At 48.0% G+C, this 14,519-nt stretch carries 10 protein-coding genes and 1 pseudogene; 3 read left to right on the top strand and 8 right to left on the bottom strand.

Going from position 1 to position 14,519, the window contains the following annotated elements:
- Positions 1-50: 50 nt before the first annotated feature.
- Together VNN20_12960 and VNN20_12955 are read right to left on the bottom strand one after the other, a co-directional pair.
- Complete coding sequence (locus VNN20_12960; protein HWP93096.1) at positions 51-1,577, bottom strand: Eco57I restriction-modification methylase domain-containing protein; 1,527 nt, start codon at positions 1,575-1,577, stop codon at positions 51-53.
- Positions 1,567-2,247: an SAM-dependent DNA methyltransferase gene (locus VNN20_12955; GenBank protein ID HWP93095.1), complete on the bottom strand. Its 681-nt coding sequence runs from the start codon at positions 2,245-2,247 to the stop codon at positions 1,567-1,569. Before VNN20_12955 ends, VNN20_12960 begins: the two co-directional genes overlap by 11 nt.
- Before the next feature lie 172 nt (positions 2,248-2,419).
- Between VNN20_12955 and VNN20_12950 the strand changes: the two are divergent.
- Positions 2,420-3,402: pseudogene (locus tag VNN20_12950) on the top strand (integron integrase).
- Between the two features lie 29 nt (positions 3,403-3,431).
- On the opposite strand, the gene greA reads toward VNN20_12950, so the two are convergent.
- From greA to VNN20_12935, 3 genes are all read right to left on the bottom strand, one after another.
- Positions 3,432-3,908 (bottom strand): transcription elongation factor GreA, encoded by a 477-nt coding sequence (greA, locus tag VNN20_12945; GenBank protein ID HWP93094.1) that lies wholly within the window; start codon positions 3,906-3,908, stop codon positions 3,432-3,434.
- A 128-nt stretch (positions 3,909-4,036) separates the two neighbouring features.
- Complete coding sequence (gene carB / locus VNN20_12940; GenBank protein HWP93093.1) at positions 4,037-7,258, bottom strand: carbamoyl-phosphate synthase large subunit; 3,222 nt, start codon at positions 7,256-7,258, stop codon at positions 4,037-4,039.
- A 110-nt stretch (positions 7,259-7,368) separates the two neighbouring features.
- Positions 7,369-8,415, bottom strand: a complete 1,047-nt coding sequence (locus VNN20_12935) for a bis-aminopropyl spermidine synthase family protein (protein HWP93092.1) — start codon at positions 8,413-8,415, stop codon at positions 7,369-7,371.
- 1,149 nt (positions 8,416-9,564) lie between these two features.
- Between VNN20_12935 and VNN20_12930 the strand changes: the two genes are divergently transcribed.
- Positions 9,565-10,011 carry an Hsp20/alpha crystallin family protein gene (locus tag VNN20_12930; GenBank protein HWP93091.1) on the top strand — a complete coding sequence of 149 codons (447 nt, stop codon included), beginning with the start codon at positions 9,565-9,567 and terminating at the stop codon, positions 10,009-10,011.
- A 419-nt stretch (positions 10,012-10,430) separates the two neighbouring features.
- Positions 10,431-11,474, top strand: a complete 1,044-nt coding sequence (gene purM / locus VNN20_12925; protein ID HWP93090.1) for a phosphoribosylformylglycinamidine cyclo-ligase — start codon at positions 10,431-10,433, stop codon at positions 11,472-11,474.
- A gap of 88 nt (positions 11,475-11,562) precedes the next feature.
- Here the strand turns inward: purM and VNN20_12920 are convergent, their stop codons facing one another.
- From VNN20_12920 to VNN20_12910, 3 genes are read right to left on the bottom strand one after another with little or no spacing between them, the layout of a single operon-like run.
- On the bottom strand, positions 11,563-12,525 hold the full coding sequence (locus VNN20_12920; protein HWP93089.1) for an energy transducer TonB: 963 nt from the start codon (positions 12,523-12,525) through the stop codon (positions 11,563-11,565).
- A gap of 36 nt (positions 12,526-12,561) precedes the next feature.
- Positions 12,562-13,854 carry a glycosyl transferase family 2 gene (locus tag VNN20_12915; GenBank protein HWP93088.1) on the bottom strand — a complete coding sequence of 431 codons (1,293 nt, stop codon included), beginning with the start codon at positions 13,852-13,854 and terminating at the stop codon, positions 12,562-12,564.
- A 16-nt stretch (positions 13,855-13,870) separates the two neighbouring features.
- Complete coding sequence (locus VNN20_12910) at positions 13,871-14,518, bottom strand: isochorismatase family cysteine hydrolase (protein ID HWP93087.1); 648 nt, start codon at positions 14,516-14,518, stop codon at positions 13,871-13,873.
- Between the last annotated feature and the right edge of the window lies 1 nt (position 14,519).

Below are 14,519 nucleotides of genomic sequence, written 5' to 3'. Positions count from 1 at the left end.
GGGTTTCAAGCCCTGCCTCAACCCACGTCAGGCGGGGCGGGAAGAAGTCGTTAGGCATCGTTTTCCTCTCCGTTGGTCATGGGGCGGATTGTTGATTCTACAAAGTCAATTTCATCTCTATTCAAACCATATTTTTTGTAGAGATTTTCATCTGTCCATTTTTGCGTAAAATCTTCGCTGGGGACAAACCTAAAACATTCTTTTGTAACATTTACCGATGAAATGGCTTGCCTAAGTAAAAAGCGAGGAAACTTTAACTTTATAAACGAATCAAAATTTAGAGCTTCTTCAAGAGTGTCAAAAGCACCAATTAGCAAGTAAGACTCAGTGTGAATTTCACCAGGTTTTAGTATTTTTGTATTGGTTATAACGCGATACCCATCAGCCGGATTTACATCTAACTCACCATTACTTGGTACTAGACGCCCAATAATAACTTTATATTTGTCTATAAGATTTGCATTTTTTGTAACTTTATCCATACTTACATACCCGAAGCCCCGACTACTTAATAATGTAATTGAACCTTCAAAAGGTTCAGGTTTGCCTCTTTCCTTTGTGCTAAAGCCAAAGGGATTTCTTGGATAATTATGCTTATCCCAAGTATCAATTGTGATTGCAAGTACTTTATTGACAATAGAAATTGCTTGGTTTGCTCGAATAAAAATCGGAAATTGGTTTAATGCTCGCCTTGCCTTTACTTGTTGTGTGGGTCGCATATTGATGACCTCGCAGTCACCATTATAGTTTTTTTCCCATAGAAAATAGCAAATTCCCCCCGCAATATTGACACCTTCAAAACAATCTTTACTAGATTCGTAATCTACTAAAATTTTCATTCTTCTGTCATTTAACATCTCATCCCTAAATTCATCCAGACCTTTTCCGCCAGCATACCAACGAGCAGGAATAATCATCAAAAGATAAGTGGGTTGCATTTTTTTTGCTTGTTGAACAAAAAAATGGAACAATGGCCCTGCGCTTACACCATGCCCGCTATCACTTAATTGATACGGCGGATTGCCGATAATGACATCGAATTGCATCTTAAAAACCTCCTCCGGTTTATCCGTGTGAATGAATTCATAGGCGTGGGTTTCCAAATCCGGGCCGCGGTCGTATTCGCACTGGCTGGCGCCGCACCAGCGGCAGCGGCCATTTTCCCAAGTGTGCTCTATACGCCGGAAACGGATGTTGCCCTGCGCATCGCCAAACCATTCCACCACCGAATACTTCCCGTTGGCCGTCTTGGAACAGTACACGCTGCGCCGCGAAAGCAGGGCGGTGATCTCGGTGATGGCGATGCCGAAAAGTTGCCTGGTGAAGATATGGTTGATGCGCTTTTGCCGGTCGGGGATGGCTTTTTCCAGTCCCACCAGCAGCCTCTTGGCAATTTCGCGCAGGAAAACGCCGGTTTTGCAGGCCGGGTCGAGAAAGGTCACCTTTGGGTCACGCCAGATTTCTGCGGGCAGCAAATCCAACATCTGGTTGACTATGGCGGGCGGGGTAAAGACCTCGTCGCTGCTCAAATTCGCCAAGCAGGAAAGCACATCGGGGTTGTAATTGCTAATTGTCATAGGCTTCGGCCACCTTCAGAAAATGCACCAAGGGATAACTGCGTGTTTCCGTGGGCAGGAAGACCTGCTCGCCCAAATCGGAAACGTGAACGTTTTTCGAGAATAAAGTGGGCTGTTTGTCTATATCGCCGGGCAGTAACTCGGCAAAAACAAAGTCGCGGCGCTTAATCAGGCTGTTGTGCAGGGGAAAAGACCATTCGGCAAAGATGATCTGATGCGGGTTCGCGTCAACGGTGGTCAAACTGAGCGCGTCGCCCCAAATGATGTTTTTCCCCAGGATGTAGCGCAAGGAGCGGCGGCAGGGTGGTTCTTTGGCTTTGCTCTTGAACAAAGCGGTATAACGCTCGTTGGCTATCTCAAACAGCCACTCCCGGCAGGCGATGACATTGTCTTCTAGAATGTCAATGCCGTAAATAGACGATACCGCCAGCACCAGATTGCGCTCAAAGTCCAACTGACTGCGCCGGTAGGTTTTCTCCACCTGGTCCAATTTGCGGCGCAGGATTTCCGCCAAAAAATTTCCTGTTCCGCAGGCGGGTTCCAAAAAGCGAGAATCAATCCGCTCGGTTTCCTGTTTCACCAGGTCGAGCATGGCATTCACGATTTCTGGGCTGGTGAAGACCTCGCCGTAATTGGCGACGCGCCGTTTGGATTTAAACTGACTATTCATAAACGTACTGGTTTACATTCTTTGGGGGCTAACTATACATTAGACAGCACAAAATTAGACTGACGGTTCTGCTGCCTAATCACCTCTATTGGGCATCTTATACAGCAGAAACGCTGTATAATTACCAGTAAAACCAACTTAAGCTAAACAGAGTAAGATGTCAAGGATCACGATGAATCCCTCGAATACGGAAGAGAAGTCCAAGAAGCTCCTTGACCAGGTCCGAGACGCTGTATAGCTCAAACACTATTCCGACCGCACCGGAGAGAGTTACGTTTACTGGATTAGGTGATATATATTCTTTCATAATAAACGTCACCCAAAGGATATGAGCACACCTGAAATCGAGGCTTGTCTGACTCATTTAGCGTTGAAAGAGAATGTCGCCGCCTCCACTCAAAATCAGGCACACAGCGCATTGCTGTTCCTCTACCGTTAGGTGCTAAAGCAGGAGTTGGCACTAATAACTAATTCCGTACGCGCGCAAAAACCCAGGCGTTTGCTAACCGTACTGACCAGAGAAGAAGCGCAAAAAGTGATCGGCTTGATGAAGCGCACGCATCAGTTAATGGCGAAACTGCTCTACGGCAGTGGATTGCGGTTGATGGAGTGTGTGCAACTACGCGTGAAAGATATTGACTTTGGTCAACACCAAATTATGGTACGGGACAGCAAAGGAATGACAGACCGCGTAACTATGCTGCCCAATAGTCTTATCGAACCCTTGCAGGAACATCTCAGGCGGTTCAAGCGCTTACATGAAGAGGATTTGGCAAAAGGTTACGGCTCGGTTTATCTGCCTTTTGCCCTTGGACGCAAGTACCCAAATGCTGATCGTGAGTGGGTCTGGCAATATGTATTTACTTCCGACGTCTTATCCAGAGACCCGCGCACGGGCATCATGCGCCGCCATTACTTGCATGAGACGAGTCTGCAACGAGCCGTTAGAGCGGCGGCTAAACGCCCTGGTATTATCAAGCGCGTTACTAGCCACACACTTCGCCACAGTTTCGCCACGCACCTGCTTCAAAACGGTTATGACATTCGGACCGTGCAAGAGTTATTGGGGCACAAGGATGTTAAGACCACAATGATTTACACGCACGTTCTGAGTGTGGAGGACTGGCGGTACTTAGCCCAATTGATATACCTTGATGGTGGAATGGGCTCCGCAAGGGTTGTCCCTACTCAATCTTCAACACCACAAACTCCCTTATCCCCGAAGGGGTTTGGACGCGGGCTTCGTCGTCTTCACGCTTTCCCAGAAGCGCCCGACCTATGGGAGAGGTTACGGAGATTTTTCCGTTCTCCGGCTCGGATTCGTCCGGCCCGACCAGTTGATAGGTTATGGTGTTACCGGTTTCTATTTCTTCAATTGTCACATGCACTCCAAACATAACCCTATCTTTATTAGGAAGGGTTGATGGGTCTATAACCTCCGCCCGGGCAATCTTATTCTCAAGCTCTTGAATCCTTCCCTCGACAAAGCTCTGTCTCTGTTTTGCCGTCTCGTACTCCGCATTTTCAGAGAGGTCTCCGAGGGACCTGGCGTATTCAATCATCTTTATGACCTGAGGCCGCTCCACTGTTTTAAGCCTCTGTAGCTCGTCTTGAAGCCTCTTGTATCCTTCGGGTGTAATTGGAACTCTCTCCGTTGACATTTTTCCCTCCTTAAATCGGGCAGTGCCAAAACTGAATAGAAATTGTAGGGGCGACCCGGCGGGTCGCCCCTACTAGTTGCCTCGCTGTCACGTTGTTCTTTATTATTACGTTACAGGTCTACGAAAAATTAATTATACCTACTCAGTATACCTTCTTTGTAATAATCCTGAAGGGCCCTTACGTCAAGCCCCTCTTTTTTCAAAACCTCTATTGCCCCGACGGCGGCCTTCGCACCGGAGATAGTAGTATAGTATGGAACATTATGAACCAGAGCCGTCCTTCTAATGGAATAGGACTGGGCAACCTCTTTCTCTCCGAATGTGGTGTTTATCACTAGCTGGACCTCTCCGTTTTTCATGTGGTCGACGACGTGGGGTCTTCCTTCGATAACCTTGTTGACCATCCGGCAATGTATTTTGAGATTCTCTAGATACGAAGCGGTCCCCCGGGTGGCCATGAGTCCAAACCCCAGTTCCTGAAGCTTTCTCACTATACTGACGATTCGGGGCTTGTCGTCGTCCTTTACGCTTACGAATGCAGTTCCGGAAAGGGGCAGATTAGTACCGGCGGCAAGCTGAGCCTTGGCAAAGGCGCGTCTTAATTCGTTATCAATACCCATGACCTCTCCCGTGGATTTCATCTCCGGTCCCAATATCGTATCCACACCGGGGAATTTTATGAAGGGAAAGACGGATTCCTTCACGCAAATATGCTCCGGGATAATCTCATCGGTGAACCCGAGCTGTCCGAGAGTCTTACCAACCATAACCTTGGCTCCTATCTTTGCCAGAGGAACTCCGATAGCTTTACTGACAAATGGAACGGTACGGCTGGCCCGGGGATTTACCTCGAGCACGTAGACATCCCTGTTTTTAATGGCGAACTGAACGTTCACCAGCCCAACCACCTTTAACGCCAGGGCAAGCTCCCGGGTCTGGCGCTTTATCTCGTCAATCAGATATTGACCTATGGAAAAGGGCGGAAGAACCATGGCGCTATCGCCGGAATGTACGCCGGCTTCTTCTATGTGTTCGAGAACTCCGCCTATCACCACGGTCTTTCCGTCGGAAACGGCATCAACGTCGACTTCTATTGCGTCCTTTAAAAACTCGTCGATTAAAATAGGATGGTTGGGAGAAACCTTTACCGCTTCTCTGATGTAGCGTTTTAAGGATTCCTCGGTGTAAACGATTTCCATCGCCCGTCCGCCTAGCACGTAAGAAGGCCTTACCACGACCGGATATCCGATTTCCTTGGCCACGGCGAGTGCCCCATCCCCGCTCCGGGCAATGCCGCTCTTAGGCTGGGTAAGTCCAAGCTGAAGTATTAAATCACGGAACCTCTCCCGGTCCTCGGCTAGGTCAATACTCTCCGGAGAGGTGCCGATTATTTTTGCGCCCTTCTTCTCCAGCGGAATCGCCAGTTTTAGTGGGGTTTGTCCGCCCAGATGGACTATCACCCCCTCCGGCTTTTCCCTCTCGATTATGGACATAGTATCCTCTAGGGTGAGGGGTTCAAAATAGAGGCGGTCAGATGTGTCGTAATCCGTGCTCACCGTCTCCGGGTTACAGTTGACCATTATCGTCTCAAAGCCCTCTTCCTTGAGGGCGAAGGAGGCATGAACACAGCAGTAGTCAAATTCTATTCCCTGCCCAATCCGGTTAGGGCCGCTGCCCAGGATCACCATTTTCCTATTGGCGGTGGGAAGCGCCTCGTCCTCTCGCTCGTATGTCGAATAGAGGTAAGGTGTATAGGCTTCAAATTCTGCGGCGCACGTATCTACCATCTTGTAAACGGCTCGAAGGCCCTGATCCCTTCTCCTCTCCTCAACTTGACTGTCCGCCAGTTCTAAAAGCTCGGCCAGCCGCATATCCGAAAACCCAAACTCCTTAGCCCGCTTGATGACGTCAGGAAGCATTGCATCTTTATCCGGGCTTTTTATCTCTTCCTCCATCTTCACGACCTGTCTTATATTCTCAAGAAACCAGGGGTCTATACCGGTAAGAGCATATAGCTCGTCAATCTTCATACCGCATCTAAACGCGTCGGCCAGATACCAGAGCCTTTCCGGGCTAGGAACCCTCAACTTTTCTCGGATCAATTCCACGTCTTGAGACCGAGGCTCAAAGCCGTAGGAGTCAATCTCCAGGGAGCGCATGGCCTTTTGAAGTGATTCCTTGAAGGTCCTCCCGATGGCCATGACCTCGCCCACGGATTTCATCTGGGTTGTGAGCACCGGCTCGGTTTGGGGGAATTTCTCGAAGGCGAACCGGGGAATCTTTACTACCACGTAATCTATCGTCGGCTCGAACGAGGCAGGGGTGTAGCGGGTGATATCGTTTGGAATTTCGTCAAGTGTATACCCCACGGCCAGTTTTGCAGCGATTTTGGCGATCGGGAAACCAGTAGCTTTTGAGGCCAGGGCGGAGCTTCTGGACACCCGGGGGTTCATCTCGATCACTACCATCTTTCCGTCTTTGGGGTTGACCCCAAACTGAATGTTGGAACCACCGGTATCGACGCCTATCTCCCTGATTATGGCGATGGCTGCGTCCCTCATCCTCTGGTATTCCTTGTCGGTGAGGGTCTGCGCCGGGGCTACGGTTATGCTGTCACCGGTGTGAACACCCATGGGGTCGAAGTTTTCGATGGAGCATATTATGACCACGTTATCCTTTCCGTCCCTCATCACCTCAAGCTCGAATTCCTTCCAGCCCAAGACCGATTCCTCTATGAGGATTTCCCTGACCGGGCTTGAATCCAGTCCTACTTTAGCAAACTCCTCGAATTCTTCCCGGTTATAGGCTACGCTACCGCCGGTCCCTCCGAGTGTGAATGCGGGCCTAATTATCACCGGGAATCCGATTTCATCTACAACCTTCCAGGCCTCTTCCATGGAGTGGGCAATTCCGCTCCGGGGAACATTAAGACCGATCCTGAGCATGGCTTCCTTAAAAAGCTTCCTGTCCTCCGCTTTCTTTATGGCGTGAAGCTTAGCCCCGATAAGCTCGACCCCGAATTTATCCAGGACCCCGGATTCGGCAAGCGAAACGGCTATATTTAGTGCGGTCTGTCCGCCCAGTGTGGGAAGAAGCGCCTGAGGGCGCTCTTTCTCGATCACCTTTGCCACTATCTCCGGAATGAGAGGCTCGATATAGGTCTTATCGGCGAAGGCCGGGTCGGTCATGATTGTAGCCGGGTTGCTATTCACCAGCACGATCTGGTAGCCCTCCTCCTTTAAGGCTTTGCAGGCCTGGGTTCCGGAATAATCGAATTCGCAGGCCTGGCCGATTATGATCGGCCCCGAGCCTACCAGTAATATCTTTTTTATATCGGTTCGCTTTGGCATTAAAAAAATTATTTGGTTTTGCCACAAATTAACACGAATTTACACGAATAAGATATTTTGAATCTTTCGTGTTCATTCGTGCCCATTCGTGGCTAAAATAGAAACGGTATTCAGGTCGTCGAGCTTTCCACATCTTCATATATATTTTCTTTACCGTAATCCTTGAAGTTCCCCCTGAAGCCGTCGAGAGTCTCGAACCGGTAGAGTGCAGACCTGTACCAGTTCTTCCGGGGTCTAACCTTTAGCGGCGACAGCCTCCAGGCCCTGGTCTCCTCTTCGTAGCCCCAGTTTACGTACTCGTTGAAATTGTGGATTATGTCGGTAAATACGATTCTATATTTAAGAAGCAATTTTTGAACACCGTACCACTTAGTGAGAGAAGCTTCCCTCCTGGTTAACCCGAAATACCCGGCCGAACCGGGGGCACGCAGTGCGGATATTCCGCGCCCTATGAAGGCGTCGGCCGCTTTCAAGGTTTCCGGCGGGTCGGTGAAAAAGGCATCATATTTTTTAATGTGGTCCTGGGGAAGTGGATGCCTCAGGTCAAAGGTCTGTACGTTAACTTGAAATCCCTCTTTTTCCGCCGTCCCCTCGATGAAGTCCGTTAACCTCTTATCGATCTCTACGACGGTGATCCTTTTTGCAAGACTGGAAAGTCCCAAAACTATGCTCATCAAATCGTCATCGCCCAACACTATTATTTCTTTCCCGGCGATATCCCCCCTCTCGTATGCCAGGGCAAAACGGGACAGCGTGGTTTTTGGGGTTACATATCCCTGGTCGTAACGCCTTACCGGTTTGGGTCGTCTCCTCTGAATCTTGAGAAACCTCTCCTCCAGTTCTTTGAATTTTTCTAAACTTATCCCCCTGCCCTCGCACTTGGGGCAGGATATATCTTCCACCGGGTGTAGATCCCTGGCAATCTTTTTTCCCTTGGCGGTAAGCCGAATGCCGCCGTCAGATATTGCAATCAGTTCCTTCTCCTTTAAAACCTTCATGGACTCGAAAACAGCCGGAACGGGGAAATCGGATAGGTCAGCCAGCTCCCACGGCATCTTGGTCTTGCGAAGCGCTCCCAAAAACCTCTCTACGTCCTTGATTGAAACCTTAATACGAGAACGAGATGATATTTCCTTAGCCAGATGATTGAAATTCATACTTCACTTCCCCCTAAATTCTGTCGATTCATGTTACGCATCGTTAATCCTACTTAACTCGAAGCTGTTATTCCTGTAACTTACCCTATTAATCCCACGGTTTAACCGAAGGACAGGCATAGGCTTAAGCGGCGATCCGCTGATTGGTCATTCCCACGAAGCTTGTCCCCGCGCAGGCGGGGAGTGGGAATCCAGCTTTTCAAAAAGATGGATCCCCGATCGATCCCCCGGTTTAACCGGGGGACGGGGATGACAAGAAGTATAGTGTTCGCAACATCATCTATTAAAGCTGGAATTTATACCCAAAAATAGTTTAACTTTCAAATAACTTCGCCCGATGTGTAAAGAAACAATTACCAGGATCCCTTTTTTGCTTTTGCTGTCCAAGATAATCAGAAAATAATAAATCTGCTCCTGTAAAAGAAGCTTTTTAAACAGATAAGAATATTTTTTTTAAATCAGGTTGTCCTTTTATGTTCGTTAGGTAAATGCTATCCAAATTACATACGCTCAAATCATATTTGAAGGTCTTGTTAACATAAGCTTCTAGAGACGGGATTGCTTCGGTTATCGAATTTATCCCTTCCCCGATTAAATCGGGGACTAGCTATGGACAGGCTCCGAACCTGCCGAAGGAATTCCTGTCCTCCTACCATGTCATTGCGAGCCGCCGTCTTTTGGCGGCGTGGCAATCTGACACGAAGTGTCATCCTGAGCCATGTCTTGAGCGGAAGCGAAGGACTAGCGAAGGATCTATCAAGATTCCTCCCAACCTCCCTCACAGGAGTTTATCCTGAGCGAAGCCGAAGGATTCGGGACAAGGGTCGGAATGACATTTGAGATGGATTGCTTCGTCCCCTTCGCTTTGCTCAGTGTCCTCGCAATGACAGGCCTGAGAGAATTGTTTCTTTCCCCTTGCAATGACACCTAGCGAATGTCAACTCTTCTCTCTGACTTCCGGCAAGGCAATCTCTCATTTTGAAAAATTAGGCGTTACCAATTAGCTTAAGTAAGGATGCATTATGGCAACGAAGGAGTAGCGGATTTCTCCAGCATTATCAGCCAAAAACACCCTTGACGGTTTTAAGACAATGATTAATTTATTTTTTGTCAGAAAGAAATTCAAATTCAAATAGGAGGTGAGCGAAAATGGCGATCATGAGGTTGGATCCAATGAGAGATTTTGGTTCACTTCAAGACAGAATAAACAGGTTGTTCGAGGAGACCCTGAGGGGTTTTTTCGCGGGAGACAGGGAGGATTTAGAGAAAGGAATGTGGGCACCGGCGGTGGACATCTACGAGACTGAGAACAGCTATGTGGTCAGCGCTGACCTGCCTGGAATGAACAAAGAGGATATACAAATTGACCTGAGGGATAGCACACTCACCATCAAGGGGGAGAAGAAATTCGTGGAGGATGTAAAAAGAGACAATTACGTGAGAATCGAGCGTGCGTATGGAACCTTCGTCCGCAGCTTTACGCTTCCTCAAACCGTAGATGCCGATGGGATAAAGGCCAATTACAAAGACGGTGTGCTCACGCTTACCCTCCCCAAGACCGAGCAGGCAAAACCAAAACAGATTAAAATCAATTAAGCAACCAAGCTACTTTTGCTTCCTCTGCTGGGAAGCAAAAGTAGTACCTTGCTAAAAGAACAAACATTCAAATAGTGAAACTCCCGTGTTAGAACCACGGCGCATCTAAAATAAAAAGCTGATTCCCTTTACTATAATACTCTGTGTACCCACCTATCAATTTATTTATAAGAGCGCCATCCCTTCCCCAATTAAATCGGGAACCAGCTCAGGACAGGCTTGTGGTGATTTCTCATATCGCGGCTGGAAGCCGCTCCTACCGACTATATTAGGAGTTCAAAGATTCTTCTTACTTTATTCTATCGATGTCATATACACTTTTCTGCCCTTCGGGTAACCCGTTTTCATCCCTGTAGTATGACTACGGGTATTCAACAGGTATTGTTAATAGAAACATCTCTCAGGTATCCTTCAAGTTCGTGGCTAAAAAGATCACTTATAAAAGTGCCGGTGTGGATGTTAGTGCCGGAAATCTTTTCGTCGAGCTTATAAAACCCCTGGCCAAATCTACCCATAATAAATGCGTAATAGGAAAGATCGGAGGGTTCGCCGGTTGCTTCTCTCCCCCTATAGATAAATACCGGAAACCCATTCTCGTCGCCTCTACTGACGGAGTGGGAACCAAGCTCAAAATAGCATTCATGGCCGGGAGACTGGACACCATAGGCATTGACCTGGTGGCTATGAACGTGAACGACATAATCACCTGCGGCGCAGAACCCCTATTCTTTCTCGACTACCTGGCCACTTCAAAGCTAAAACCCGGAGAAGGGGTAGAAATAATCAAGGGGATAGTACGGGGATGTAAAAAAGCGGGATGTGCACTCCTGGGGGGCGAAACGGCGGAGATGCCCGGTTTTTATAACAAGGGAGAATTTGACCTGGCCGGCTTTGTGGTCGGGATCGTAGATAGAGACAAAATCATCGACGGCTCTAAGGTCAAGCCCGGGGATTTGGTAATCGGCATTTCCTCAAGCGGGCTTCATTCTAACGGATATTCTCTTGCCAGAAAGGTCCTTTTTGAAAAACTAAAATTGAGTCTCTCGGACATTCCCAGCCCGCTCAGCCGCCCACTTGGAGAAGAGCTTCTGGAGCCAACACGCATTTATGTAAAAACAATACTCTCGCTCCAAAAGGAATTCCACCTGAACGCCTTGGCCCATATCACAGGCGGAGGACTCTTAGAGAACATACCGCGGGTAATTCCTAAAAAGTTTAATGTTGTCCTGGACGCCTCACTTTGGGAAATTCCCCCTCTTATAAAATTAATCAAGCTCGCCGGCCGGCTGGACAGAAAGGAGATGTTCAGGACATTCAACTGCGGGATAGGAATGACCGTGGTTACGGCCGATCAAGAGGCAGACGCCGTTTTGAGAAAGCTCAGGAGGCTTGGAGAAAAGGCCAGGGTTATCGGGGAGGTGAGAAGGAGAAAAAGGGGAGAGGAGAAGGTTATAATAAAGTGAAAAGTCCACGAAAATTTGGTAAGGAACGCATACCCGTCCTGAGCAAGGTCGAAGGATATGCGTTCCCTACATTATTAATTATTATCAACTACCTTATCTGCCATCCGTAGCTTATCTGATACCTGAATACAGCCCTTACATTGAGCCTCTCCAGGCTCCCCCATTGACTGGGGAAAGGAGGAAATGGAGCGGCGACATCGATTGCCCGGATTGCTTCATCATCAAGACGAGCGTATCCAGAAGAGTTTATCAACTTAACATCCTCCAGTTGCCCGTCTCTTCTAATCGTAAATATAAGAAAAAGCTCACCCTGTTCCCCCCTCAAACGAGACAACTCCGGATAATTCCATACCCCTTCTATCTGCCTTTTAAGCTTGTTGAAATACGAGATGTACTTGAATTCAGTTGTGTTGAAATCAACCGTATCTTCTTTCTTCTCTATATTCCTGGCCCCCAGAAACCCTTGAGAAGCCTGTTGTTCCTGGGAAGGTTGACGGGGAACAGCGCTAAAAAGGTCTTCTTTACTGAGGTCGGGGGGTCTTCTCTCCTCCAACTGTTTTCTGGCCAACTCCGAGTCCTTTTCCACTTTTGGGATAGAGGCAACCTGGCGGGACTTATCCGTACTTACTTCTTTCCTTGGCTCCTTCTTCGCCGTTTTTACCTCTTTAGACTGTTTGGAGGGTTGGGTCTTCTCCTCGGTCTTCTTGGTTTGGCTGGGCTGTTTGGGCTGAGGTAGTGCACTTACCGCCCCTTCCTTGGTAAAATCATCCTTTGTTTTTTCCTCAGGGGCCTGATGAGACCTTTCCGCAAGGCGTTTCGTCTCTTCCGGAGGCTCGGTCTCTTTTTCCTTAGGTATTGGAACCTGGGTTATCTCTATAAACTCCGGCTTTTCCTTTGGCTTTACCGCCTGCCTGTCCGGCGGATAGAGCAGGAGATAGAGTAGGACAAGAAACAGGTGAAAGAGAATGGATAAAGCTATAAAGGGAAGAATAGACCTCTTTCTTCTATTCCCTTTTAAATAGTCCGAGGTGTTATTTCCAATAAGATTCACTATCTTATTTATAATACCATTGGCTGGGGCCTATCTCTATCCCCATCTTTCCAGGAGATAGGGTTTTAGCTCCTCAAACTTGAGAGCCTGGGTTTCTATGAGAAGCTCTGCATCATAGGTCTTCAGGTCTTTACTCTCGATTACAAACGACGCTACCCGTCCGAAATAGAGAGAGGTCATCGATTCCACGATTCTCTCCTTATCCGCACCCTTGGCTTTGTTGAATCCCGCCGCAAAATCATAGACTGCTTTCACCCAAACTTCAGGAGGAAAACGAAACTCGTTTATACCGAGTGAAGCTATTTGATTTAATTCATACAACCGTTCATCCGGCAGGAACTTCTTCCAAAACTCGGCGTGTTCCCGAAGCCCCGAGTTAAAATTTTCTATCATCGGCTCCAGGGTTACTTCTATCGGTTCCGGGTAGACCTCGGACACAAAACCGTACATCGCCGTGGGGATGCTCTCTTTTATCTCTTTCCAATCGCCTTCATAGTCTTTCATCAGCCTAAAAACGGTGGCTACGACCTGCCTAAACATCGGGCCCAGCGATTTACCAGGGTCTTTTGCATCATGGATCTTGGCCCCCAAAAAAGACTGGCAAATCTTGAAATCCTCGCTTATGGCCACCGTAGTCATCCAGATGTCAATACCGTATCTGGCTACATCCGTTCCCCAGACGGCCTTATCCAGATAGTTTTTAATCAACTTTTTAGAGATGCCAAAATCGCCTCCTATCGGCTGCCTCACCCTTTTCCCATAAAGCGCCCTGGTGAGCGGATACACCACCATATTCGTAATGGTGCCGTCATATTTGTGGCGCGAGTAAAATGGCGAAACGTAGTCGTACCCTCTTCTTATAATCGGCCTGGCCAGTAGCTCTATCCACTCCGGAGTGACGCTTCGCAAGTCGGAGTCTAGCAGGACACAGGCCTTAGCCCCCAGCCTGTCCGAAACCTCGAATATGGCCTTCAGGGCACTCCCTTTTCCCGGAATCCCATTATAAGTGGCGATTACCTGCGCCGCCGGGGAGATCGGGTGGTCTACCAGGATGGTATTGAGGCTGTGATACACCCCCGTATCCCTTACTACATCCTTCGTTTTATCCTTTGAACCGCCGTCGGAATTCACCAAAACCGCTTTCATGTTTGGGAAATACTTGGCCAGTCCGTATTCCGCGGCTTTAACCACATGGCCGATGGTCTTTTCGTTGTTGAAACTGGGAATCCCAACCACTATGTCTGCATGCTCAATCTCTTCTACCTTTCTCTTAGCTTCATCATCAATGTCCAGAATGTTGAGCGTCTTTTTTCCTTTCTTAGGCGCCATACTCCCTCCATTGATTTTATTGTGGGTTATTTTCCGTAATTAGAATTATTTGCTTATTCTCTATCATCTTCATAAAATCATCGGAATCTAAGACCAGGCCGTAGGCCTCAGTGATTTGCTCGATGGAGTCTGAATGGTGTTTGGGATTTCTCGAAGCAACACAGTCCTTCAATAGAATTACGTCATAGCCCTTGTTAAACGCATCCCTCACCGTGCTCTCTACGCAAACATAGGTGTCGATTCCGGTGAAAACTATGGTGTCCGCTCGAAGGGCCTTAAGCCATAGCTCAAATTCTGTGTCCTGAAATACAGAGTCCCGCCTTTTCTCCACTATATAGTCGTGGGACTCCGGCTTTAACTCGTCTATGATTTCGCTGTCCCAGGTATCTCTGATGCAAAGGTGCATTTTTTTGAGTCTCTCTCGGCGGCTATCCGGGATGATTTTGTGTACCCGGTCGATAAGGTCTATTCCGGAGGCCTCTCTTATCGCCTTTGAGTAATAAATCGGCACTCCTTTTTCTCTCATATAATCAATCATCTTTCTGACTTTGGGTATTATCGCTCTATAGGGTTGTATGTTGAAGCCAAACTGGTCGAATGAACCCCCGATGCCACAAAAACCGTTTTGCATATCTACGACCAGAAGTACCGGGTTAATTTCCATA

This window comes from Thermodesulfobacteriota bacterium (assembly GCA_035559815.1).
Classification (GTDB): Bacteria; Desulfobacterota_D; UBA1144; order Nemesobacterales; family CSP1-2; genus DATMAT01.
Note: the sequence above shows the minus strand (reverse complement) of the source record. Positions and strands in the feature narration are given on the sequence as shown.

Bases quoted from the DNA above. Each gene is read 5' to 3' on its own strand.
- greA (HWP93094.1), bottom strand. From the start codon at position 3,908: ATGTCAACGGAGAGAGTTCCAATTACACCCGAAGGATACAAGAGGCTT.
- carB (HWP93093.1), bottom strand. From the start codon at position 7,258: ATGCCAAAGCGAACCGATATAAAAAAGATATTACTGGTAGGCTCGGGG.
- VNN20_12930 (HWP93091.1), top strand. From the start codon at position 9,565: ATGGCGATCATGAGGTTGGATCCAATGAGAGATTTTGGTTCACTTCAA.
- VNN20_12955 (HWP93095.1), bottom strand. From the start codon at position 2,247: ATGAATAGTCAGTTTAAATCCAAACGGCGCGTCGCCAATTACGGCGAG.
- VNN20_12910 (HWP93087.1), bottom strand. From the start codon at position 14,518: ATGGAAATTAACCCGGTACTTCTGGTCGTAGATATGCAAAACGGTTTT.
- VNN20_12935 (HWP93092.1), bottom strand. From the start codon at position 8,415: ATGAATTTCAATCATCTGGCTAAGGAAATATCATCTCGTTCTCGTATT.
- VNN20_12960 (HWP93096.1), bottom strand. From the start codon at position 1,577: ATGACAATTAGCAATTACAACCCCGATGTGCTTTCCTGCTTGGCGAAT.
- VNN20_12915 (HWP93088.1), bottom strand. From the start codon at position 13,854: ATGGCGCCTAAGAAAGGAAAAAAGACGCTCAACATTCTGGACATTGAT.